Genomic DNA, 24133 nt, shown 5'->3' with positions numbered 1-24133 from the left:
ATCGACGCGGCAACGGGCCGTCAGCCGAGCAGCTTGTCGGGCGTAATGGGCAAATCGCGGATACGTTTGCCGGTCGCATGCCAGATCGCGTTGCAGACCGCCGCGGCCACGCCCACCACGCCGATTTCTCCGACGCCTTTGACGCCGAGCGGATTGACGATGTCGTCGCGCTCGTCGACGAACAGCACGTCGATCTCGTGAATATCGGCGTTCACGGGCATGTGATATTCGGCGAGGTTGTGATTCATCTGCCGTCCGAGCACGTGATCGAACTGGCCGTGCTCGTGCAACGCCATGCTGATGCCCCACACGACGCCGCCCGCGACCTGATTGCCCGCCGTCTTCGGATTGACGATGCGCCCCGCCGCGACCGCGCTGACTACGCGCGTCACGCGCACGATGCCGAGCGTTTCGTCGACGCGCACTTCGGCGAACACCGCCGAATGCGTGCCCATCGAATACGCCTGCTGCTTGACGTGCGGCTTCACGCTCGCCTGCTCTTCGAGTTCATCGAGTCCGGCGCGTTCGAGCAGCGTCGCGATCGCGATCGAGTCGTCCGCGTGCGGGCCGCACACGAGCTGCTTGCGCTCGCGTCGCACTGCTTCGCGATCCGCCGACGCGAAGCGCGCACCGCCATATTCGCGCGCCAGTTCGACCAGACGGTTGTGCAGGCGCGTGCAGGCCGCATCGACTGCGCTGCCCACTGACGACACCGTCCACGATCCGCCCTCGATCGGCGCCTTCGGCAGCCGCGTATCACCGAGTTCGAAGCTGACGTCGGCGAGCGGCACGCCGAGCGCATCGGCGGCGATCTGCGTCATCGCGGTGTAGGTGCCGGTGCCGATATCGGCGGTCGAGCTCGAGACTCTGACGCGCCCGTCTGGCGTCAGCACCGCGCGGGCGGCCGCTTTGTTCTGCATCGCGTCCCACGCGCCGGTCGCCATGCCCCAGCCGATCAACTCGTTGCCTTCGCGGCGTGCGCGCGGTTCGAGCGGCCGCCCGGCCCAGCCGAAGCGGGCCGCGCCTTCGCGATAGCAGTCGCGCAGCGCCTTGCTCGAAAACGGCAGGTTCTTGTTCGCGTCGCGCTCCGCATAGTTGACGAGCCGCAATTCGAGCGGGTCCATTCGCAATGCCTCGGCGAGTTCGTCCATCGCGACTTCGAGCGGAAAGAGCCCTTGTGTCGCGCCGGGCGCGCGCATGTCGGCCGGGGTCGGCACGTCGAGCTTCGCGACCTTGTAGCCCATCGACACGTTGTCGCTTCGATACAGCTGCCCCGCCCAGTTGACCACCACGTCGCAGAACTCCTCGTAGCGCGAGGTCTCCGACACCGCCTCGTGGATCACCGCCTGCAGGCGGCCATCCGCGGACGCGCCGAGCGCGACGCGCTGCACTGACTGCGGCCGATGCGCGAAGGTGAACATCTGCTGCCGGGTCAATGTGACGCGTACGGGCTTCTTCAGTTCGCGCGCGGCCATCACCGCGAGCGCCAGATGATATTGCGGCCGCAAGCCGGAGCCGAACGCGCCGCCGACGAACGGCGACACCACCTGCACTTCGTCGTCTTTCAAACCGAACACGCGCTGCAGATAGCCCTTCGTATTGACGACGCCCTGAGTCTTCTCGTAGACGGTCAAGTGTCCTCGTGCATCGGGCACCACGGTACAGCCGTGCATTTCCATCGGATTGTGGTATTCCGCGGGCGTCGTGTAGAACGCGTCTACGCGCACCTTGGCATCGGCCAGCGCTTTGCGCGGGTCGCCACGCTCGGGCGGCGGCGGATCGAAGCCGCCCTTCCCGGCCGACGGCGGCACGGCGCTCATCAACGCCGCCTCGATGTCGGTCTGATGAGAAGCGGCTTCGTAGCGCACCCGCACCAGCGACGCCGCGTAACGCGCGAGTTCGAGCGACTGCGCGACCACCAGCGCGACCGGCTGCCCGCTGTACCACACGCGCTCGTCCCACAGCGGCCTCAATGGCGTGCCGCTCGGCGCGATCATGTCCTTGAACGCGTCGGCGTCTGCCGGCAGCGCCGGGCGCTTGCGATGGGTGAGCACGAGCAGCACGCCGGGCAGCGCCTCGGCGGCCGTGGTATCGATCGACACGATCTTGCCCGTCGCGATCGTGCCCGACACGACCACGCCGTACACGAGCCCTTCGGCACCAAACTCGGCCGCATATTGCGCGGCACCGGTCACTTTGGCCGGTCCGTCTACACGTGAATGCGGCACGCCGATCGCGGGCTTCGGGTTGCCTGTCGACGGCAAGGTTTCGGCACGGTTCATCGCGCGGCCTCCTCGAACGAACGTTGTGTGGCCTCGCCGAAGGCGCGCACGATCACGCGCGCCGCGAGTTCGATCTTGAACGCGTTGTCGCGCTGAGCGCGCGCATCGCGCAGCAGCGCCGCCGCGAAATCGCGCAAGGTCCGCGCGTTCAGCGTCTCGCCGCGCAGTGCGGCTTCGGCGGCGGGATCGCGCCACGGTTTGTGCGCGACGCCGCCGAGCGCGCAGCGCGCGTCGACGATACGCGAGTCGTCATCCAGTTCGACACCGACCGCGGCCGACGCCAGCGCGAACGCATACGATGCGCGGTCGCGCACCTTCACATATGCGTGATGCGCGGCAAATCCTTGCGGCGGCAGTTCGATCGCGCTCACCAGTTCGTCGTCGCGCAAGTTGGTGTCGATATGCGGTGTATCGCCAGGCAGCCGGTGAAAATCCGCGAACGGCAGCGTGCGCGCGCCGTCGTTGCCGATCAGATGCACGGTGGCGCCGAGTGCCGCCAGCGCCACGCACATATCGGACGGATGCACGGCGATGCAGTGTTCGCTCGCACCGAGGATCGCGTGAATGCGGTTCACGCCGTGCAGCGCCGGACAGCCGCTGCCGGGCTCGCGCTTGTTGCACGGCGTGCCCACGTCGTAGAAGTAGTAGCAGCGCGTGCGTTGCAGCAGATTGCCGCCGACCGTCGCGACGTTGCGAATCTGCGGCGACGCGCCCGCGAGGATCGCTTTCGCGAGCAACGGGTAGCGCGTCGCGACGGTATGGTCATACGCGAGCGCGCTGTTCGTTACGAGCGCGCCGACCATCAGGCCGCCTTGCGCCGATGCTTCGATCCGCCTGAGCGGCAAACGGTTGATGTCGACGAGCAAAGCCGGCCGCGCCACGTCTTCGCGCAACAGGTCGACGAGATTCGTGCCGCCCGCGATAAACGCAGCGGCCTTGTCCGAACGATGCCGTTCGAGCGCATCCTGCACCGCCTCGGCGCGCGTGTAGGAGAAGCGGTTCATGGCCGCGCTCCGCGTTCATTGGCGACCGGATCGTCTTGCCTTGCATCGTCGCCGCCGAAATGCGCCGCGTCGAGAATCGCGGCGACGATATTCGTATACGCGCCGCAGCGGCACAGATTGCCGCTCATCTGCTCGCGCACGTCGTCCGCGCAGCGCGCATGGCCTTCTTCGAGCATCGCGTACGCCGAGCAGATTTGCCCCGGCGTACAGTAGCCGCACTGGAACGCGTCGTGTTCGATGAACGCCTGCTGCAACGGATGCAACGTATCGCCGTTCGCGAGACCTTCGATCGTCGTGATCGAAGCGCCGTCGTACACGACAGCGAGCGCGAGGCAGGTATTGATCCGCTGACCATTGACGAGCGCCGTGCACGCGCCACATTGGCCGTGATCGCAGCCCTTCTTGGTGCCGGTGAGGTGCGCATGCTCGCGCAGCAGGTCGAGCAGCGAAGTCCACGCTTCGACGTCGAAGCGATGCGTCTCGCCGTTGATGTCGAACGTCAATGCATGCGACGCGGGCGCGTCGGCCCGCGCGATTTCAGCATCGGGGGTAGCCATCGGATTTCCTCCTCACAAGGCGTCGCGCAAACACCGCGACGCGCGTCGAAACTCCCTGCAACTCGAACCCATGCGAAGCGGCGGCAGCGCGCGAGCGCGATGCCGCCGCGGCGTCCGGCGCGTCGCGAGCCAGCTCGACGCGCTCGACTGAACGCTTATTGCCCCGCCCCGCTACCCGCGCGCGGCGGCGTCGCGCCTTTGAAGCGCTTGGTGGTGGTGGCGCGGCCATTGCCGCTGCCGGCGACACCATTGGTCGCGCCCCCCGACTCGCCGACATTACCGTTCGCGTCGTTTGCGCTGGTCGTATCCGGCGTGCGCGATTCTTCCAGGCTTGCGCCGGGTTTTGCGGCGGACTTGCCGTGTTGCGTAGACGGATTGGAACCGGTCTGCGCGAAGCCCGCCTGCGCAAAACCTAGCGCGAGGCAGCCCGAAACGAGCGCGGCACCCAGTTTGACGGATACATCGATCTTCATGGCACTCTCCCTTATGACGTTATGGAAACCACTGCGAGAAGCTGCTACGCGGTCGCCGGCAGCCTCGCCTCCTTAGATTCGACAACCTAAATAATCGGCGCGCCGCCTGTCACGGCAATCGTCGCGCCCGAGATGTAGCTCGCTTCGTCCGACGCGAGCATCACATACGCGGCCGCGAGCTCCGCCGGTTGTCCGGGGCGCTTCATCGGCACCTGCTTGCCGAACTGCTCGACCTTGTCGGGCGGCATCGTCGAGGGAATCAGCGGCGTCCAGATCGGTCCCGGCGCCACGCAGTTCGCGCGAATACCCTTTTCCGCGAGCAATTGCGCGAGGCCGCCGGTGAAGTTCTGAATCGCGCCCTTGGTGGTCGCATATGCGATCAGGCCGGGGTTCGGATGATCGGCATTGATCGACGACGTGTTGATGATCGCGCCGCCCGGCTTCATATGGCGGACCGCCGCGCGCGTGATCCTGAACATCGCGCCGATGTTGGTATCGAAGGTCTTGTCCCATTCTTCGTCGCTGATCGCGTCGAGCGACGGATAGCTCATCTGATACGCCGCGTTGTTGACCACCACGTCGAGCCGGCCAAATGCCTCGATCGCCTTGTCGACGATCGCATCGCAATGCCGGCGATCGCGGATATCGCCGCCGACCAGCACCGCCTTGCGACCGGCGTCCTCGACCCAGCGCGCGGTCTCGCGCGCATCCTCTTCTTCGTCGAGATAGGCGATCAGCACATCGGCGCCTTCGCGCGCGAACGCGATCGCGACCGCGCGGCCAATGCCGCTGTCGCCGCCGGTCACGATCGCTGCCTTGCCAGCGAGACGCCCCGAACCTTCGTAGGTTTTCTCGCCGTGGTCCGGTTGCGGGTTCATGCCGGCCGTGCGGCCGGGCGTCTGGTCCTGCTGCTGTTCAGGAAACGGCGGTGCCGGACGTTGCCTGTCGCTCATGTCGGATCTCCCTCGTTGCGAATGGTCAAGGGCGGCGCGCACCAGCGCGCCGCGTCATCGGTCTTTCAGCAACGAGTGGGCCTGCGTGTGCGAGCGAGATGAATCCCCCGGGTGAACCGCAACGCAGGGGCTCGCACGGCTAAAGAGAAGCTGCGATGGACAGAACAGTGGCAGCCAGATGGCAGACAAATGACAAACGGATTCGCACAGCGCCGCGTGCGATTTTTGGCGACGACCTTGCAGAAATGACAGAACCGACAGGAAGTTTTCGCTAACAACCTGATTCAGATGATGGCTCCGCCGCATGCAACGCGGCCGCCGATTCGAGTACGCGCAGCAGACGCTCGGGTGTCAGCGGTTTCGCGCAATGCGCGTCGAAGCCAGCCGCCTTGGCGAGCGCGCGATCCTCACGCGACGCGAACGCAGTACAGGCGACCAACAGCATGTGCCCAGTCTGCGGATGCGCGCGCAGACGCCGTGCGAGTTCCAGCCCGTCGAGTCCCGGCATCTTGATGTCGAGCAGCACCGCAAACGGCTGCCATTCGCACGCGGTCTGACACACGGCATACGGATCGTCGAGCGCACGACACTCGAAGCCGTCGGCCGTCAGTAGCATTTGCAGCGCGTCGGCTGCTTCCCGGTAATCGTCGACTACCAGCACGCGACGATGCGCGGCCATCGCATAGCGGATGGGCCGCCATACGAGCACGTCGTCGCTGCTGTCCACGTTGTCGTTGAACACAGTCATTTTTTCTCGCCTTTTTACATTCGCCCTGGAGGGCATCCCGCGCCACGCGCGCAAGATTCGATCCCATTGCGTCTGCCGGACTACAGCCAGGTGTCTGTTATTTCCGCTTCATTCGGACGATGCCGCGTCCGGCACGCCTGACCGCGCACTCCAGCGTTGCAATCACCTGGTATGCGGGATTCAGCGTGTCCATACATCACGGCGGTTGAATGACGGCGCCTGCAATGTGCGCACTGCGCAACATCGATTGACGCTCTGTCCTTGTGCAGTCCGCCTCGCTCAGGGGCGTCGCACGACATCGGTATTTCAACGGATCGAGGGGGCCACGCAATGCATGCCGCTAGCGCTCTTTTGGCGCCGATCGATGACGCGGTCATAACCAAAGGATAAGCGACGATGCCGATAAAAAAATCCTCGACGCGTTAGGGGTTTGTGCTCTACGGGTTATCCCGCACGATTATCGATAAAGCCTTTCAGCATCGCGAGCGTATCGGCGTCGTCGATATGTTTGTCGGTACGCCAGCGCAGCATGCGTGGAAAACGCACGGCCACGCCGGACTTATGGCGCGAACTCGCTTGTATGCCTTCGAAGCCGATCTCGAACACGAGCGTTGGCGTCACGCTGCGCACGGGTCCGAATTTATCGACGGTGGTCTTGCGCACGATCGCATCGACCCGATGCATCTCTTCGTCGGTGAGTCCTGAATAGGCCTTCGCGAACGGCACGAGCGTGCGCACGCCGTCGGCTTCGTCCCACACCGCGAACGTGTAGTCGGTGTAAAGACTCGCGCGACGGCCATGACCGCGCTGCGCGTAAACAAGTACAGCGTCTACCGCATACGGCTCGATCTTCCATTTCCACCACGTGCCCGATGCCTTGGTACGGCCGACGCCATACATCGACTCGCGCTCCTTCAGCATCAAGCCTTCGACGCCGCGCGCGCGGCTCTCCTCGCGCAACGCCGCGAGCGCGCTCCAGTCCGCGCCGCTGACGAGCGGCGATACGCGCAGCAGACCGCGCGCGAGCGTGCCCTCGACCGAAGCGCTCAACGCATCGAGCCGCGCGCGCCGATCGGCGAGCGGGCTCATGCGCAGATCCTGCCCGTTCGCTTCGAGCAGGTCGTACGCTAGCAGCGCTGCCGGTGAATCCGCGAGGATCTTGCGCGTCAGGGTCTTGCGCGCGATGCGCGGTTGCAGCCGCGCGAACGGCAACGGCGTGGCCGCGCCAGGCTCCCACGCGAGAATCTCGCCATCGATCACATAGCCATCGGGTAAGGACTCGCCCAATGCCGCGACTTCGGGGAAACGATCGGTAATCAGATCCTCGCCGCGCGACCACAACCACACGCGGCCGCCGCGTTTGACGAGTTGCGCGCGTATGCCGTCCCACTTCCATTCGATCAGCCAGTGCGCGGGGTCGCCGAGCGTTGCCGGATCGGTCTGCAACGGATGCGCGAGAAAGAACGGATACGGCAGGCCGAGGTCGCTGTCGTGTTCAGGCGCGTGCGCTTGCGTATCGTCGTCGGTCTGCGGCGCGACCAGACGCAGATAGCGCGCCGCATCGGGCTTCTGTTGCGAATCGGTCCAGCCGACCATTCGCTGCGCGATCCGCTTGTGATCGACGCCGGCCACTTCGGCGAGCGCGCGCACCACCAGTTGCCGCGCGACGCCGACACGAAAGCCGCCGCCGATCAGCTTGGTCAGCAGGAAGCGGCCGCCCCAGTCGAGTTCATCCCAGTAACTGAGTAGACGCGTGCGCAACTCGTCGGGCGGCAGGCCGCGCAATGGCAGCATGCGTTGCTCGATCCATTGCGTGAGACCCAGCTCGGAGTCGCGCGACGCGGGCGGCAGGATATGCGCGATGGTCTCGGCCAGATCGCCGACCGCGTGATACGACTCCTCGAACAGCCACTCGGGCAAGCCGGCACGCTCGCGCGCGATGTCGGTCAGCAAACGCGTCGGCACCAGCTGACGCGGCTTGCCGCCAGCGAGGAAATACGACGCCCATGCCGCGTCTTCGGGCTCGGCCGCCGAGAAATAACTGGTCAGCGCCGCGAGCTTATCGTGCGTCGACGTGGTCGCATCGAGCGCGGTGTAAAGGGCTGCGAAGCGTTTCATACGGTGTCCGTCATGATTCGCTCGTCGCCGGCGCTTCGTCGGCGCCGGCCGCATCGGCTTCGACGGTATCGTCGCCGTATTGCGTGTCGAACGCACTCGCCTGCAAGCCCTGCTCGTTGAGCCAGCGCACCATCGGTTCGATCGAGCCATGCGTGACGATCACGCGCGAGGCGCCGCTCTCGCGAATCGCCGTTTGCAAACCCGGCCAGTCCGCGTGATCGGACAGCACGAAGCCGCGATCGACGCCGCGCCGGCGACGCGCGCCGCGCAGGCGCATCCAGCCCGACGCGAACGCATCGCTGTAATCGCCGAAGCGCTTGAGCCACGCGCTGTTCTGCGCGGACGGCGGCGCGACGATCAGCGCCTGTCTGAACACGGCCTTGTCTTTCGCGGCGATCTCGCTGACGAGACCGATTGGCGGCAGACGCACGCCAGCGTCGCGATACGCGCGATTGAGCGGCTCGAGCGCGCCGTGGCAGAAGATCGGCCCGATCGCCGCATCGACGCTCGCGAGCACGCGTTGCGCCTTGCCGAACGAATAGCAGAACAGCACTGACGCGCGCGCTTCGGATGCGTTGTGACGCCACCAGGAATCGATCGAATCGAACACGCTTTGCGGCGTATCCCAGCGATAGATCGGCAGGCCGAACGTCGATTCGGTGATGAAGGTATCGCAATGCACCGGTTCGAACGCGGCGCAGGTCGGATCGGCTTCGAGCTTGTAGTCGCCCGATGCGACCCATACGCGGCCCGCGTGTTCGATGCGCACCTGCGCGGAGCCGAGCACGTGCCCGGCCGGATGCAGCGACACGCGCGCCGCGCCGATCGTCAGCGGCTCGCCGTAGTCGAGCGTGTGCAGCGCGATGCCGGGCAGCCGCGACAGCAGCACGCTCGCGCCCGCGCGCGTGGCCAGATAGCGCTGATGACCGAAGCGCGCATGGTCGGAATGCGCATGCGTGATCACCGCGCGTTCGACCGGCCGCCATGGGTCGATGTAAAAATCGCCGGCCGGGCAATACAGTCCCTCCGGCCGCGCGACCACCAGATCGCTGGCTTGCGGCGCGGTGCTCGTCTGACGGGGCGGCTGATCCATCGGCTGTCCTCGAGGATGGCGGGCTATCTTTCGAACGCGGCCAAGCAAACTGTATGCCGCGCCATTGATGGCCCCGTTTCTGCTTACGGTATATAAAGCACACAGGCGTGTCGAGAGCGGCTGCCATCCGGCAGCGCCCGGCGCGCACCGCGAGGCCTCATGCCGATCCTGCTCGACCAGCATGCGCTGTTTATCGCCAGACATCCCGGGCGCTTCCTGCTGCAAACGCTGAAAGCGTTTCGCGCGAACCAGGGTCTGCTGCTCGCGGGCGCGGTCGCATACTACGCGTTGCTGTCCATCGTGCCGCTGCTGATCCTCGTCGTCATCGTGCTGTCGCGCGTGGTGCCGCAGCAGCTGGTGCTCGAAGCGCTGTCGCATCTGCTGCGCTGGCTCGTGCCCGGGCAATCGGCCGCGCTGGTGCGTGAGCTGTCGAACTTTTTGGAGCATCGCGCGGTGATCGGCTGGGTGCTGCTGCTGACGATGCTGTTCTTCAGCTCGCTCGCTTTCACCGTGCTCGAAAACGCGATGTCGCTGATCTTCGTGCACCGCGTCGTCGTGAAGCGGCGCCACTTCCTGGTCTCGGCGTTGCTGCCCTACTGCTACATCATGTTTCTCGGCGTGGGCCTCTTGATCGTCACGTTCGTATCGAGCGCGCTCGACACGATCGGCGCCGAAGGTCTCCAACTGTTCGGACTGCATGTGTCGTTGCGGGGCTTCACGCGAGTAATGCTGTATCTGCTCGGCCTCGCCGGTGAAATCTTCGTGCTGACCTCGGTGTATCTGGTGATGCCGGTCGGACGTCCGTCGCTCAAACACGCGCTGATCGGTGGCGTGGTGGCCGGCGTGTTGTGGGAGGTCACGCGGCACGTGCTGGTCTGGTATTTCGCCACGCTGTCGCAGGTGAGTCTCGTCTATGGCTCGCTGACGATGGCGATCGTGATCCTGCTCAGCTTCGAATGGCTCGCCACCCTGCTGTTGTTCGGCGCGCAGGTGATATCGCAGTACGAGCGCTTCGGCACCGAAGCGCTCGACGCGCCGCAGCCGAAGATCAAAACCGGCTAAGCAAGCCAGTCGCAAGGAACAACCCTTGCTCGTTCGAAACCGACCATAGCCGCCCATTTCACGCGGCGGCATCGACTGGATATCGAGGGAGCGAGGATCATGGCTGAAACCGTTGGCGATTTCATCATCGAGCGGCTGCATGCTTGGGGCGTGCGGCGTATCTATGGCTATCCGGGCGACGGCATCAACGGCGTGTTCGGCGCGTTGAACCGCGCGCAGAGCGAAGCGAAAAAACGCCATAAAGGCACGGATCAGCCGGGCCCGATCGAATTCATCCAGGTCCGCCACGAAGAAATGGCGGCCTTCATGGCCGCCGCGCATGCCAAGTTCACCGGCGAACTCGGCGTGTGCATCGCCACTTCGGGGCCCGGCGCATCGCATCTGCTGACGGGCCTCTACGACGCGCGCATGGATCACATGCCGGTGCTCGCGATCACGGGTCAGCAGGCGCGCGCGGCGCTCGGCGGACACTATCAGCAGGAGCTCGATCTGCCGTCGATGTTCAAGGACGTCGCCGGCTCGTTCGTCGGCTTTGCGACGATGCCCGCGCAGGTCCGTCATCTGGTCGATCGCGCGGTGCGTATCGCGCTCGCCGAGCGCGCCGTGACTGCGCTGATTCTGCCGAACGATCTGCAGGACATTCCGTACGAGCCGCCGGGGCGCAAGCACGGCACGCTGCATTCGGGTATCGGCTATGCGCGCCCACGCGTCGTACCGAGCGATGAGCAGTTGCGCCAGGCCGCCGACGTGCTGAACGCGGGCCGCAAGGTCGCGATCCTGGTCGGCGCGGGCGCACTGCACGCGACCGATGAAGTGATCGCGGTCGCAGAGAAACTCGGCGCCGGCGTCGCGAAGGCGCTGCTCGGCAAGGCCGCGCTGCCCGACGATCTGCCGTGGGTGACCGGCTCGATCGGGCTGCTCGGCACGAAGCCGAGCTACGACATGATGACCCATTGCGATACGTTGCTGATGATCGGCTCCGGCTTCCCGTACTCGGAGTTTTTGCCGAAGGAAGGCGACGCGCGCGGCGTGCAGATCGATATCAAGGCCGACATGCTGAGCCTGCGTTATCCGATGGAAGTGAACCTGGTCGGCGATAGCGCCGAGACGCTGCGCGCGCTGCTGCCGCTGCTCGAGCAGAAGGAGGATCGGCTGTGGCGTGAGCGCATCGAAGGCTGGGTGTCCGACTGGTGGAAGACGCTGGAAAAACGCGCGCACGAAACTGCAAAAGACGGCCTGAATCCGCAGCTGTCGGTATGGGAGCTGTCGAAGCGCATTCCGTCGAACGCGATCGTCACCAGCGATTCGGGTTCGGTCGCGAACTGGTACGCGCGTGATCTGCAGGTGCAGCGCGGCATGATGTGCTCGCTGTCGGGCGGGCTCGCGTCGATGGGCGCGGCCGTGCCGTATGCGATCGCCGCGAAGTTCGCGTACCCCGAGCGGCCCGTGATCGCGCTGGTCGGTGACGGCGCGATGCAGATGAACAACATGGCCGAGCTGATCACGGTCGCGAAGTACTGGCAAGGCTGGAGCGATCCGCGCTGGATCTGCATGGTGCTCAACAATGGCGATCTGAATCAGGTCACGTGGGAGCAGCGCGTGATGGAAGGCGATCCGAAGTTCGAGGTGTCGCAGGACATTCCGTCCGTGCCGTATCACCGCTTCGCGGAGCTGATCGGTTTGAAGGGCATCTATGTCGACCATCCCGAGCAGATGGCGACTGCCTGGGACGACGCGCTCGCGTCGAATCGCCCGGTCCTGATCGAGGTGAAGTCCGATCCGAATGTGCCGCCGCTGCCGCCGCACGTCACGCTCGCGCAGGCCAAAGCGTTCGCCGAGACCTTGCTGAAGGGCGACCCCGACCAGGGCAACGTGGTGGTCGAGACGGCGAAACAGGTGCTCGGTGCGGTGCTGCCGGGGCATCACGACAAATGACGCGGTAGAGCCTCGGCGACGTGTGCGCGCGCCAACGGTTCGGCAAAGAACGTGACTGGTAAAATGGCGCGCGCTTCGTGCTCGCGCTCATTGGGCCTGCTTCAACGCAGGCCATCACGTCGCCCCTTATCTCATGCTCACACACGTCCTCGCCGTTTTCACGGCGGCCCAGCGTGCGTCATTCGCGCAGGTCGCATCATTCGCGTCATCAGGCATGGACGCCCTCGCCCATGCTTGACGAAACCCGCATCGCACGCGCGCTGACCGCGCGCGGCATCACGCCCGATCCACGCCAGCGTGAGGCCATCGGCGCGCTCGTCGGGTTGCTCGGCGCGCAGCAGCGCGCGCGGCATGCATGGTCCACCGTCGCGTTCGGCCCGCAAGGCGTCTACTGTCACGGTTTGCCGGGGCGCGGCAAGAGCCTCGTCGTCGATACGCTGTTCGAGCTCGCGCCATGCCGCAAACGGCGCCTGCATTTCCACGAGTTCCTGCGCGAGATGAACCGCCGGCTCGTCCAGGCGCCGCGTGGCGACGACCGGCTTGGCGACGTATCGCGGCAATGGCTCGACGGTATCGAGCTGCTGTGCTTCGACGAATTCCATGTGCACGATATCGCCGACGCGTTCCTGATGGGCCGCTTTCTCGACACCGCGATCAACCTCGGCACGCGTATCGTGCTGACGTCGAACTACGCACCGGACGATCTGCTGCCCGACCCCGAGTTTCACGAGCGCTTTCAGCCGACCATCGCACAGATCAAACGCGCCTTCACGGTGATCCATTTCGACGGCGCGCGCGATTACCGTTTCGGCGGCGAAGCGGCCGAGGTGCCGCGCTTTTTCGCGCCGCTGGATGCGTCGAGCGAGGCCGCATTGCGCGATATCTTCACGCGCCATGAAAGCGACACTGGGATCGAACCGGTCAAGCTCAGCGCGGCGGGCCGGCCGCTCGAAGCGCGTGCGGCCGGCAGTGCGCTGCTGTGGGCGGACTTCGAGCAGCTGTGCGTCGCGAGCCGCTCGCACCTCGACTACCTCGATCTCGCCGAGCAATGGCAAGGCTTGATCGTCGATCGTCTGCATACGGACGCACTGAGGCAGTCGCATACGCTGCAGCGCCTCGTGTGGCTGATCGACATCTTCTACGACCGCAAGCGCGCCCTCTTCATCGCGTCCGATCAGCCGATCGAGACCGCGTTGATCGGCCTCGAAGGCGCGCATGATCTGTCGCGTACGCTGAGCCGGCTCGCCGAAATGCAGTCGCGCGCATATCGCAGCACGCTCGCGCGAGGCGGCGCGGACGAAGCGCAAGACGGCATCAACGCCGAAGCTTGATAGCCGGGCATCTGACCCGCGCCCATTTCTGGAATTCTTGCAAGGCAGCGGTAAAGCGTGCCAACGCCCTATCGCGCCGACGAACGCGCCGCGGCGCCGCGCGCTGCGCCGCAGCGACAACGAAGCGGGACCCGACGCGGCTCGCCGCTTGCGCGGGAATGGGCTCTGCTACCGCCGAGCGCAGACCCCATTGTTCAGCGGATTACCTCCGCTCGCGCCCCGCCCATGCTCAGAACCGCCTCCGTGACCGCCGCGTTGTGCGCGGCCTGCCTCACTTCCGCCTGCGTGCATATCGGCCCCACGCGTCTGAAGGCCGATCAGGTCGACTATGCGCGCGCGCTCGGCGACGCGAAGAAGCGCGCGATCCTCGCCGCCGTGATCGGTCTGCGCTACGGCGATGCGCCCGCGTTCCTGACCGTCAGCAGCATCATCGCCGCCTACACGTTCGACACCACCGGCGGCGCGACGCTCAACGCCGGCTCGGGCACCATGCCGAACTACGCACAGGCGACCGGTAGCGTGTCGTACTCGAACCGGCCGACCTTCACGTTCACGCCGACCACCGGTGAAGCGTTCGCGTCCGCGTATATCCGGCCCCTCGCGCCGGCGCTCGTGTTGCCGCTCGCCGAGGGCGGCGTGCCGATCGATCTGCTGTTGCGCATCACCGCGCAGTCGATTGGCGGTCTGCGCAACGGCGATGTGCTCGGCGGCAACAACAGCGCGGGCGCACCAGGATTCTTCGAATTGCTGCAGGCGTTGCGTCGCCTGCAATTGGCGGGCGAGCTGAACATCGAGACGCGTCAGCTCGATGCGAAGGCCGATCTGAAAGGCGGCCAAAGCCCCGCATTGGCCGTATTCCTGTCGATCGGCGCGACCGGCAGCGGCGAGTCGCCGGGCACGGCCGCCGATGTCGCCCGCGTGCGCAGGCTGCTGCATCTGTCTACGAAGACACGTAGCTACGAGGTCGTGTATGGGCCGTCGTCGGCTTCTGCGAAGGGCGACCGCATTACGATGGTCACACGCTCGGTGCTCGGCATCCTCAGCGATCTCGGCGCGCAGGTGCAGGTGCCGCAGGAGCGTATCAGCGACGGGTCGACGAAGCCGACCGTCGGGTTGATCGGCGGCGAAACGAGGCCGACAATCATCGTGCACTCGGGCAAGGCCGCGCCGGCCGATGCTTATGTGTCGATCGCATATGGGCCTTCGGTGTATTGGGTCGAGCGCAATGATTTCGACTCGAAATACGCGTTTACGGTCGTGCAGAATCTGATGGCGCTCGCGGAGGCGGATACGAGCAGTAAGGCGCCGGTGGTGACGATTCCGGCGAATTGAGTTCGATGGGCGTGAGCGGACCTGTTCGTTCTTCATCGCGCCGCTCTGTCGCGGCAAAGGAGAAGTCATGGAAAAGATCCCAGTTACCACGGCCTTGTTCATCGCAGGCTTTGGCCCGATTGTGATCGAGGCCCAGGCAAGCCGCGATCTCTACGGCCGGGCTTTCGGTATCCCCTTCAAGGAAGAGAACGGCGGCTATCTCCATACGGAGAGTCTGAACGGGGCAAACTCTTTCGCGTTGTGGCCGCTCTCCCACGCTTCTCAGTCGTGCTTCGGCACGGAATCGTGGCCTCGCGACGTACCCATTCCGCAAGCCTGATCGAATTCGATGTCGACGACGTCGAAGCGGCGACGGCAGAACTTGAAGCGCAAGGGTATCGAATGCTGGTCAGAAACCGGAAAGAGCCTTGGGGCCAGACTGTCAGCCGCTTTATCGGGCCGGAAGGATTGCTGGTCGGCATCACGTTTACGCCATGGATGCGGGACCAGAAGTGATGGCGGCTACAGTGCAGATTGGGGGGACCAGCGCGCCCTGGTTAATTCCGCAAATCGATATTCACCATTGTGAATAATGCGCATAACTATCAGCCTTCGCTTTCCTAAACTTGGATTTCGCGACGCTGACGCAAACGTGCGAGAGCATCGTTTGCGTCGGAATCGCAGTCCATTCAAGGAGAAGCGCTTCATGAACAAGGCAACCAGCACATTGATCGCGGCCGTCGCCGCACTGATGCTGTCGGGCGGCGCCTATGCACAAAGCAACAACACGCTGGCGACTCCGTCCACCAAGTCGCCGGCACCTGCAACGAGTGGCTACGGCACGCCGGGCGCCACCGGCTCGGACAGCGGCTCCGCGTCGCCGAACGCGGGCCAGCCGATGAGCACGATGAGCACGGACAGTAGCTCGACGTCCCGCCAGCCCGCTTACGGGGTCAACAACTCGTTGGCGACCCCATCCACGAAGTCTCCTGTCGGCCAATAAGCGCAATCAAGGCTGGCAACCACGCGCGGTAATTCGAACGTCGCCTCTGCCCGGCATGCGGTCGTTCGATCCGCGAATCCGTGCACTCGTTGCAGGCGACTTCGGTGGACGCTGATCTAGAATAAAAGCATGGTCGCGACCCCACAAGGAGGCTGCCATGACACTCACGCTAACGTCGCAAGCTTTCCGACAGAGCGGCGAAATTCCGGTGCAGCATACCTGCGAGGGTGCCAATGTATCCCCGCCGCTCGCGTGGTCCGGCGTGCCCGCGAACGCAAAAAGCCTGGCGCTGATCGTCGACGACCCTGACGCGCCGGACCCGGCCGCGCCGAGAATGACGTGGGTGCATTGGGTGCTCTACAACATCCCGCCGACAGCGACCGGGTTGCCCGATGGCGCCGATGCGCAGGCTTTGCCGGGCGGCACGCTCGAAGGCACCAATGACTTCAAGCGTGCCGCTTACGGCGGCCCGTGTCCGCCCGTGGGACGCCACCGCTATTTCCACAAGCTGTATGCGCTCGACACCGTCCTGCCCGACCTGAAAAGCCCCAGCAAGGCCGCTCTCGAGAAGGCCATGCAGGGGCACGTACTAACGCACGCCGAACTGATCGGCACCTATCAGAAGCGATGAGCGCTGGCATCGTTTCGTCAATCGAACTTGCTGACGAAAAAATCCAGCAGTGCCAGTGCGCCAAAATCAGTGCGACGACACATAAGCCGTATCAGCGAATACTGCCGGGATCGCGAAGCTCTCGCGCATACGCTTAGCCTCCGCGGCCGGCGTCAGGCCAAACAGACGCCGGAATTCCCTGCTGAACTGGGACGGGCTCGCGTAACCCACGGCGTGGCCCGCCGCCTCCGCGGTCAGGTCCTGGCGCACCATTAACAGGCGAGCCTGATGAAGGCGCGTCGACTTCAAATATTGCATCGGCGACACCTGGGTAATTGCCTTGAAGTGGCTGTGGAAGCTCGGAATGCTCATACCCGCTTCGTCGGCCAGTTGACTTACGTCGAGGGGCTGCGCATAGCTTGCATGAATCAGGCGGAGCGAGCGGCCGATCTGGCCGAACTGTCCTCGCATCGCCAAAGCCTCGCGCAACGAGCTTCCCTGGGCTCCGGTGAGCACCCGGAAATACAGTTCACGCAGCAGCCCGGCGCCCAACACGGCAGCTTCCAGCGGCCGATGCATCGCCTCGAGAAAGCGCAGCACGGACGCTTGCATCGCGTCGTCCATCGGCGTCGACATCATGCTCTGAGGTGCTGGTGCGCGCTGCGCCACGCCTTCTCGGTCGATCCGCTCCGCAAGCTCGGCGGCCAATGCGAAATCGAGGTGCAGATATAGCGCGAGCAGTGGACGCTGCTCGGTTGCGTCGGTCTCCATGCTGAACGGCACAGGCACGGATACGGCCAGATAGTGACGCTCGTCATACAGGTAAAGCTGGTCGCCGAAATAGCCTCGCTTGCGGCCCTGGCAGACGATCACGATACCGGGGTCGTACAGCACGGGCGTGCGCGAGAGCGCCCGGTTCGACCGCAAGATGCGGACGCTCGGCAGTGCCGTGAGGTTGTAGCCCTCGTCGGGCGCCAATGAGCGCAGCAGGTCAACCATGCGTTTCTGGCTTCGCGAGGATAGAGCTGGGTGTCGGGTCGAAGCGCGTATCGTGCTCATAGTTTTGTGCAAGAAAATCAGCGGAATTCGGCTTATTTTGCGTCGGTTGTCAGATTAGTATGCACTCTCCAATCGACATTCGGGAGAGGCTTCAATGGCATCCAGCAAAACTCTGCTCATCACGGGCGTCAGCAGCGGCTTTGGCCGCGCGCTCGCACAGGAAGCGCTGGCGATGGGTCACAAGGTCGTCGGTACGGTGAGAACCGTCCGGGCAAAGCGTGAATTCGAGTCCCTATCCGCGAACGCCGCGTGGGGACGTGTGCTCGACGTTACCGCGTTCGACGCGATCGACGGCGTCGTGGCGGAAATCGAGGCCAGCGTCGGACCCATCGATGTGCTGGTCAACAATGCCGGCTACGGTCACGAGGGCATCATGGAGGAATCGCCGCTATCGGAGATGCGCCGGCAGTTCGATGTGAATGTATTCGGTGCGGTCGCGATGATGAAGGCCGTTCTGCCATTTATGCGTGAGCGCCGCCGCGGTCACATTGTGAATATCACATCGATGGGCGGCTACATCACGATGCCGGGAATCACTTATTACTGCGGGAGCAAGTTCGCTTTGGAAGGCATCTCCGAGGCGCTCGGCAAAGAGGTCCAGCCCTTCGGTATCGCCGTGACGGCGGTGGCGCCGGGCTCGTTTCGCACTGACTGGGCGGGGCGCTCGATGACGCGGACGCCCCGCTCGATTTCGGATTACGACGATATTTTCGATCCCATCCGCCAAGCCCGAGAGGAAAAAAGCGGCAAGCAATTGGGAGATCCCAGCAAAGCGGCGCGCGCAATGCTCGCCGTCATCGCAGCGGAACATCCGCCTACACGTCTTTTACTCGGTAGCGACGCACTCGGGCTCGTTCGAGCCAAACTGTCGGCATTGAAAGCGGAAATCGATGCGTGGGAGGCCACCACCGTCTCGACGGATGGCTGATGACAGCCGAGGCGGAGCATCTGTCGCGACGCGATTTGCATCTCGTTGCATTCACCACCGCTGCGCGGTGCGCGAATAGTCGATGGATTCATGATTAGCGTGCAAAGCTGCATTTGTGAGCGACGCGCGACGTGGCCTACACTTCGTCTCACTCGCTCGAGTGATGCAGATAGAACCCGTTCCTCGCCGATCGGCACGCGCAGTCTTCACCCTCTGGAGCTCGAATCATGAAATACGATCCCACCGACACCGCCGTTGTGTTTATCGATCCACAAATCGATGTGCTCAGCCCTTTGGGTAAGAACTGGGGCGCGGTTGGAGCCAGCGTGACGGAGAACCGGACCGTCGAAAACATGCTGCAGATATTCAAGGCGGCGAAAGCTGAGAAATTCAGTGTTTTCATCTCGCCGCATTACTTTTATCCGACCGATCGCACGTGGAAATTCAATGGCCCGCTGGAGACGGACGAGTTTGCGACCGGCACTTTTGCTCGCACAGGCGCACTGAATCTGAGCGGATTCGAGAAATCGGGCGCTGACTGGCTGGAGGAGTTCAAGCCGTTCATCGACGATGGTGAAACCATCGTCGTGAGCCCGCACAAGGTCTTTGGTCCTCAGACGAACGACCTGACGCTGCAGCTTCGCAAGCGCAACGTACAGAAGGTCGTGCTGGGCGGCATGCTCGCCAATATGTGTGTCGAGGCTCACCTGCGCGACCTGCTCGAACAGGGCTTCGAAGTGTCCGTCGTCGCCGATGCCACAGCGGGACCGCGGCATCCGGTCTGGGGCGACGGTTATAAGGCTGCGTTGACCAACTTTGCGTTTCTTGCTCACGCCGTCGTCAAGACTCAGGACGTCGTCGACGCAATGACCCGACGATAGTCGACCCGGCAAGATCGACGGCATCAAGGTGCTTGCTGACGCGCCAACGAACCGCCTCACTTCGGTACTGAATGCCGTCCACACAGCATCTGGAGGACTTTTACCATGTCTGAACCTATCGATCCTGCTGCCGATACCGGAGCAAGCGGGTTTCAAGGCGTCACGCGACGCGTGCTAGAACGTATGCCGATGCCTGGAAGTAACCAGGAACTCGTTCTGACCGAGGTGACCTATCCGCCCGGTGGCGTGGCCCCGCTGCACGCGCATCCCGTTGGTGGAATCGTCTACATACTGGAAGGTGTAGCCGAGTCTGCATACGGCAGCGACGCTCCCCGACGGTACTCGGCTGGCGCGTCTTTGCAGGACAGGACGGACGTGCCACATACGCTCTTTCGCAATTGCGACCCGGAACGCCCACTTCGCTTTCTGACAATTTGTGCGCTGGAACCCGGCCAGTCATACGTCATCAAGGTTTGAAGATCAGTTGCGCTTCGAGCGCTTCAGTGGCATTGTCACCCTCGACGCTGGCCGAAGTTGCCGCCGAATCAGGCATACGAGGGCAAGCATCGGAGGTGATTCGCGAACGCTTCGAATATGTGCGATAGCGCACCAAATCGTGCCGACATTCGGGGGAGCATTCCGAGGCACTCTCTACCCACCGACCGGCGCCGCCGGTTTCGGGTAATCGCGTGTTGTTGTGGCGTCAGGCTCCTCACATAATCCTGTGCAGGTTGCTACGGAATCGAAATTCAAATGCTGAACATCGATCTCAGGTCACAACTGCAGACGTATCTGCGAAACCTTCGCAGACCGGTCGAATTGATCGTGTCGCCGGGCGGCAGCCAAAGATCGCACGAAATGGTGACGATGCTGAACGAAATTGCGTCATTGTCCGATCTGGTAACGGTAGTCGAGGAGCAGCACGACGACGAGCGCAGGCCATCGTTTTCAATCAGGCAGGTCGGAGCAAATGCCGCCATTCAGTTTGCCGCCACGCCAACAGGGCCTGAATTTTCGTCCCTCGTCCTTGCAATACTCCAGGTCGGAGGACATCCCGTTGTAGCCGACCGTACGACCATCGAACAGATTCGAACCCTGCAACGAGACTACTATTTCGAGACCTATATTTCGTTGTCGTGTGGCAGCTGTGTGGACGTAGTGCAAGCGCTGAACATGATGGCGGTGATCAATCCACGGATTCACAACATTACGATCGACGGCGGAATTTTTCAGAGTGAGCTGTCCGCACGTGATATTAGCGTCGTGCCGACGATCTACATGAACGGCGAGGTATTCGGCGAGGGGCGCAGCAGCTTCGTGGAGCTCGGCGCGAAACTCCTCGACATAGAAATGAGCATGAGAGCGGCACTGCGCGCGGCTGGCAAGTCGTAGCACCGGCCTGCAGGCCGGGGACAACACGACGCGCCGGTCGCAACGCTCAGCGGGGGTCGCGACGCTCTGCCATCTACCACTGTGCCATGTAAGGACGACAATTGTTGCCGGGCGAGCCTTTCGAACCGCCCGGGACGACATCATGGCCAAGAAGTTTCCGATTAATCCGCTGCACCCGGAACGCGTGTGCTGGGGCTGCGACCACTACTGCCCGGCCAACGACATGCGCTGCGGCGACGGGCAGAGCCGCGCGCAGCATCCGGCGGAACTGCTACGGTCTCCATGAACCATTATTTCGCCGTCATCGATCAGACACACGACGTCGGCTAGTCTTGCTCCGAGCGTTTCCCGTAAGAATCCGGGCAAAACCTGTAGAAGACATCAACGCATCACCCGGCTGCCATTACGCGCAGCACCGGATGTCCGTCTACGTTCTTCAGCGGGAAATACGAGTGATGTGTGGCAGGGTCGACGGCGACGACATGCGCGTTTGGACCGATCCGGCCGTCGCCGATTTTGGCAACGTTCGGGCCCTTGACATTGAAGATAGAGACAACGCCATCTTCGCCGGCGACATAGACCCTCCCCAGACCGGGATCAAACGCGAGCACGTCGGGGTCTTTGCCGACATGGAATGACCGGACGACTCGCCGTGCTTCCATATCGAAGACGAGCAGCTTGTCGTTGCCTTGACAGGCGATAAAGGCAAGCCGGTCTGTCGAATCGATCAACAGTCCATGGTTGTGGTCGGCCCCAGGGAGGGGAAACCGGGCGACGATTCTGTCGACTGTCGGGTCGATTTCAACGAGTTCATTGCGCGTCTGCACGTTGACAAAGATGTGATGCGATTGCGGATCGTATTGCGTGTTGCCAACCTCTCCACCAAGCGGAATGGTCGTGACGCGCTGGTTGGTCCGGACGTCAACGACTGTCTCTGTGTTCCCGGTCTCATCTGATGCGTAAAGCTTATGCACATCCGGCGCATAAGCCATCCCGTCCGGATAATGTCCGCCAGGCATGCGCGCGACGATCTTGAGTGTTGCTTCATCGATGGCCACAATCTCGTCCGTTCCCGTCGCCGAGGCGTACACGCGCGACATCCCGGGAATGGCAAGCACGCCATGCACCGATGAAACATCGGGAATCCGTGCGACCACGCGCGAAGCATTCACATCGACGACAATCACCTCTCCGTCGCCGAGGTGCGCGATGAACAGCAGATGGCGATCGGGATCGTAACTTTCGTAGTCAAGGCGCGTGGCGCGACCCGGCAGCGGAATATCAACGACGTGTGTCAGTGGGAGATTGCTGGCCTCCTGCCCGGCAGCGGGCGGAATCAAGTGCACCAGAACGCCCAGGGCTGTACACAGTCCGAGTAGGACGAGGTACAAGAGCACCGCCGGGCGCAAACGCAAAGGTTGAAAGATTTTCATGAAACCCTCCTGCGGCACGACTGCCACCGCTACGCGCATAGGGCGGCTGCGGTGGCGTCGCCTCCTTGAACGGAGTGCATCAAGTACGCAGCATTTTTGTGATCTTCGAGAACTGCGCTCTGTCCGGTTTCCTCCCGCCTGCGTGGTGGAACTGGTCCCGGTCGTTTCGTTCAGCGATCCGGTTTGACGTGACGGAAGACGAAAAGTAGCGAAAGGTCATAAGCGATCTTGAGCGCGCCGCAGGCGACAAGCGGCGCGCCAAGCCACCCGATGCCAATCAGGACGCCCGCCAGAGACGGTGCGAGCGATGCAGCAAGGCTTCGCGGTACCGAAGTGAAGCTTGCAGCTGCAGGCCGCTCGGCCGGCGTAACGACGGCCATCACGTAGGCGGTGCGCGTGGGAACGTCCATCTGCGACAACGCGCTGCGTGCGAGCAGCAGCGCCAACGTCACTGGCAACGAAGCAGTAAAGGCCGCGGCGATGAGGCACAGGCTTGCCGGGATGTGCGTGAACACCATCGTATTGAGCAGCCCGATCTTGCTGGCAAGTCGCGGTGCAGCAAGCTGGGAGAGAGCGGTAAGCAGCCCTGCCCAGAAAAAGAACTGGCCCGCTGCGCCCACCGACAGGCCGAAGCGTTGCATGAGCCACAGCGACAGCAGGGAATTGACGACCAGGCCGCCGGCAAACGCATCGACGCTGAACAGCAACGCGAGACGCGTCACGATGCGCCGTGACTTGCCGAGCGGTGCGCTCGGGCCAGAAGGGTGTGCGCCAGAAGGCGGCAAGCGACGATAGAGCAGCCAGATCGCACCGCCCGTCGCCGCATACACGATGAACATCGTACGCATGGCCGTCAGTTCCGCCATGTGTGCATGTGCTCCCAGCCATGTGGGCACGCCCGCTGCGAGTGAACCGACCGCTGCCGAAACGGCACCGATCAGGCTGTAGCGGGCGAATAGCGCCGTTCGTGCATCGCCCGTCGCCATCCCGGCAAGCTGTGATTGTTCGAGGGGGAGAAAAAGACTGACATCGCCAGAGCTCGGGTTGAGCGTACCGACAAAGGCGACGATGAGCAGGGGCAGCAGCGACGATAGTCCCGCAAAGCCAAAGCCAGTCGCGACCATCAATACAGCGGCAAAAATAAACATCCGGCGTGCGGCGACGCGATTGGCAAGCACACCGACCGCAATCGTCGCCACCGCGGAGCCGACCAGCGTCGCGGTGCTGATCAGGCCGACGTCGACTTTGGCGAACCCGAGCGCAAGCAGATACGCGGGTAACAGCACCGCGATGAAACCGTCACAGAGGCCCCGCAATCCACGGCTTACCAGCAGCAGTTGCGCCGCGCGGTCAGCTCCCGCTGGCAACACCCTTCTAGACATCCGTGCTGCCAGCGAAACGGTGCGACCTTCCTCACGTGCGTTCATTGCTGCTCTTGCACCAGGCATACAGCGCGTCGTAGACGATCATGCCGTGCCGCAACTGTTCATGATCGTCGGTGAAGACGCGTGACAGGCCAATCGAGATGGCATAGAGCCCGGTCGCCTCAGGAGCGAGATCGAGCCGGTCGGTGTCGGCACCTCGCACGATGCGAGCGAGCCTGATCAGCGCGGGTTCGTCCAGTTGATATTTCTGCAGGAAGGCATCGAAACTGCAAAGTTCGCCGTCGTGACCGAGTTCGACGTCGGGCACATCGAAGGGAATCGCCCCTGTTTCCTGAGCGAGACGCATAACTTCATCGCGAGGCACGTAGAGGAACTCCGGTTCCTTGTCGATGAAACGGGCAATCAGCCACGGGCAGGCGATGTGGTCGACTTTGGGTCGTTCGCGCGTAATCCATTTCATAACGCTGCTCCTCCTTGAACACCGCTGTGACAAAACGCTGGATCAGTCGTCGTCTTCCTCGTCGCCACCCGTCGCGACGACCTTTCCCGCCTCGTCGAGAATCAGTGTCTGTTTC

22 protein-coding genes and 2 pseudogenes are annotated in these 24133 nt (G+C 63.5%); 12 read left to right on the top strand and 12 right to left on the bottom strand.

The genetic code is table 11. The annotated features are described in order from the left end of the window. Positions 1–20 precede the first annotated feature (20 nt). From GCT19_RS18950 to GCT19_RS18915, 8 genes are all read right to left on the bottom strand, one after another. Complete coding sequence (locus tag GCT19_RS18950) at positions 21–2282, bottom strand: xanthine dehydrogenase family protein molybdopterin-binding subunit (RefSeq protein WP_152852774.1); 2262 nt, start codon at positions 2280–2282, stop codon at positions 21–23. After that, positions 2279–3286, bottom strand: a complete 1008-nt coding sequence (locus GCT19_RS18945) for an FAD binding domain-containing protein (protein ID WP_018438056.1) — start codon at positions 3284–3286, stop codon at positions 2279–2281. Before GCT19_RS18945 ends, GCT19_RS18950 begins: the two co-directional genes overlap by 4 nt. Continuing rightward, the gene (locus tag GCT19_RS18940; RefSeq protein ID WP_018438057.1) at positions 3283–3843 is read right to left on the bottom strand and encodes a (2Fe-2S)-binding protein; all 561 of its coding nucleotides are present in this window, start codon (positions 3841–3843) and stop codon (positions 3283–3285) included. The genes GCT19_RS18945 and GCT19_RS18940 overlap by 4 nt, the downstream gene beginning before the upstream one ends. A 155-nt stretch (positions 3844–3998) precedes the next feature. Then, complete coding sequence (locus GCT19_RS18935; RefSeq protein WP_018438058.1) at positions 3999–4316, bottom strand: hypothetical protein; 318 nt, start codon at positions 4314–4316, stop codon at positions 3999–4001. A gap of 86 nt (positions 4317–4402) precedes the next feature. After that, on the bottom strand, positions 4403–5269 hold the full coding sequence (locus GCT19_RS18930) for a glucose 1-dehydrogenase (RefSeq protein WP_018438059.1): 867 nt from the start codon (positions 5267–5269) through the stop codon (positions 4403–4405). Positions 5270–5540: 271 nt separating this feature from the next. After that, the gene (locus GCT19_RS18925) at positions 5541–6017 is read right to left on the bottom strand and encodes a response regulator (RefSeq protein WP_018438060.1); all 477 of its coding nucleotides are present in this window, start codon (positions 6015–6017) and stop codon (positions 5541–5543) included. Between the two features lie 444 nt (positions 6018–6461). Beyond that, positions 6462–8135, bottom strand: a complete 1674-nt coding sequence (locus tag GCT19_RS18920) for an ATP-dependent DNA ligase (protein WP_152852773.1) — start codon at positions 8133–8135, stop codon at positions 6462–6464. A 10-nt stretch (positions 8136–8145) separates the two neighbouring features. Further along, positions 8146–9228, bottom strand: a complete 1083-nt coding sequence (locus GCT19_RS18915; protein ID WP_152852772.1) for a ligase-associated DNA damage response exonuclease — start codon at positions 9226–9228, stop codon at positions 8146–8148. Between the two features lie 159 nt (positions 9229–9387). Between GCT19_RS18915 and GCT19_RS18910 the strand changes: the two genes are divergently transcribed. The 7 genes and pseudogenes from GCT19_RS18910 to GCT19_RS18880 all read left to right on the top strand — a co-directional run bounded on the left by GCT19_RS18910 (position 9388) and on the right by GCT19_RS18880 (position 16501). After that, a complete protein-coding gene (locus GCT19_RS18910) occupies positions 9388–10290 on the top strand; it encodes a YihY/virulence factor BrkB family protein (protein WP_152852771.1) in 903 nt (300 codons plus the stop codon). 99 nt (positions 10291–10389) lie between these two features. Next, positions 10390–12225: a thiamine pyrophosphate-requiring protein gene (locus tag GCT19_RS18905; RefSeq protein ID WP_018438065.1), complete on the top strand. Its 1836-nt coding sequence runs from the start codon at positions 10390–10392 to the stop codon at positions 12223–12225. A 230-nt stretch (positions 12226–12455) separates the two neighbouring features. Beyond that, entirely contained in the window at positions 12456–13556 is a 1101-nt protein-coding gene (gene zapE, locus GCT19_RS18900) for a cell division protein ZapE (protein ID WP_152852770.1), read from the top strand. A 225-nt stretch (positions 13557–13781) separates the two neighbouring features. After that, complete coding sequence (locus tag GCT19_RS18895) at positions 13782–14888, top strand: hypothetical protein (protein ID WP_152852769.1); 1107 nt, start codon at positions 13782–13784, stop codon at positions 14886–14888. A gap of 67 nt (positions 14889–14955) precedes the next feature. Continuing rightward, a pseudogene (locus GCT19_RS43380) lies at positions 14956–15383 on the top strand (VOC family protein). Between the two features lie 190 nt (positions 15384–15573). Continuing rightward, entirely contained in the window at positions 15574–15870 is a 297-nt protein-coding gene (locus GCT19_RS18885) for a hypothetical protein (protein ID WP_018438069.1), read from the top strand. 157 nt (positions 15871–16027) lie between these two features. Further along, a complete protein-coding gene (locus GCT19_RS18880) occupies positions 16028–16501 on the top strand; it encodes a YbhB/YbcL family Raf kinase inhibitor-like protein (RefSeq protein ID WP_013091727.1) in 474 nt (157 codons plus the stop codon). A gap of 66 nt (positions 16502–16567) precedes the next feature. Here GCT19_RS18880 and GCT19_RS18875 read toward each other — a convergent pair whose 3' ends face one another. Beyond that, on the bottom strand, positions 16568–17479 hold the full coding sequence (locus GCT19_RS18875; RefSeq protein WP_227749287.1) for an AraC family transcriptional regulator: 912 nt from the start codon (positions 17477–17479) through the stop codon (positions 16568–16570). 154 nt (positions 17480–17633) lie between these two features. Between GCT19_RS18875 and GCT19_RS18870 the strand changes: the two genes are divergently transcribed. From GCT19_RS18870 to GCT19_RS18850, 5 genes and pseudogenes are all read left to right on the top strand, one after another. Continuing rightward, positions 17634–18467, top strand: a complete 834-nt coding sequence (locus tag GCT19_RS18870) for an oxidoreductase (RefSeq protein ID WP_152852766.1) — start codon at positions 17634–17636, stop codon at positions 18465–18467. A 227-nt stretch (positions 18468–18694) separates the two neighbouring features. Beyond that, complete coding sequence (locus GCT19_RS18865) at positions 18695–19348, top strand: cysteine hydrolase family protein (protein WP_152852765.1); 654 nt, start codon at positions 18695–18697, stop codon at positions 19346–19348. A gap of 105 nt (positions 19349–19453) precedes the next feature. Further along, positions 19454–19825: a cupin domain-containing protein gene (locus GCT19_RS18860; RefSeq protein ID WP_035492230.1), complete on the top strand. Its 372-nt coding sequence runs from the start codon at positions 19454–19456 to the stop codon at positions 19823–19825. Positions 19826–20101: 276 nt separating this feature from the next. Next, on the top strand, positions 20102–20740 hold the full coding sequence (locus GCT19_RS18855; RefSeq protein WP_018438073.1) for an alkyl hydroperoxide reductase subunit F family protein: 639 nt from the start codon (positions 20102–20104) through the stop codon (positions 20738–20740). 142 nt (positions 20741–20882) lie between these two features. Beyond that, positions 20883–21014: pseudogene (locus GCT19_RS18850) on the top strand (DUF3079 domain-containing protein); the annotation flags it as partial. Positions 21015–21129: 115 nt separating this feature from the next. Here the strand turns inward: GCT19_RS18850 and GCT19_RS18845 are convergent. The 3 genes from GCT19_RS18845 to GCT19_RS18835 all read right to left on the bottom strand — a co-directional run bounded on the left by GCT19_RS18845 (position 21130) and on the right by GCT19_RS18835 (position 24018). Continuing rightward, the gene (locus GCT19_RS18845) at positions 21130–22173 is read right to left on the bottom strand and encodes a YncE family protein (RefSeq protein WP_152852764.1); all 1044 of its coding nucleotides are present in this window, start codon (positions 22171–22173) and stop codon (positions 21130–21132) included. Positions 22174–22343: 170 nt separating this feature from the next. Continuing rightward, positions 22344–23600 carry an MFS transporter gene (locus GCT19_RS18840; protein ID WP_152852763.1) on the bottom strand — a complete coding sequence of 419 codons (1257 nt, stop codon included), beginning with the start codon at positions 23598–23600 and terminating at the stop codon, positions 22344–22346. Continuing rightward, the gene (locus GCT19_RS18835) at positions 23587–24018 is read right to left on the bottom strand and encodes a chromate resistance protein ChrB domain-containing protein (protein WP_152852762.1); all 432 of its coding nucleotides are present in this window, start codon (positions 24016–24018) and stop codon (positions 23587–23589) included. The genes GCT19_RS18840 and GCT19_RS18835 overlap by 14 nt, the downstream gene beginning before the upstream one ends. Between the last annotated feature and the right edge of the window lie 115 nt (positions 24019–24133).

It is taken from the genome of Paraburkholderia atlantica (assembly GCF_009362785.1).
Classification (GTDB): Bacteria; Pseudomonadota; Gammaproteobacteria; order Burkholderiales; family Burkholderiaceae; genus Paraburkholderia; species Paraburkholderia atlantica.
This window is presented reverse-complemented; position numbering and strand designations above follow the sequence as displayed.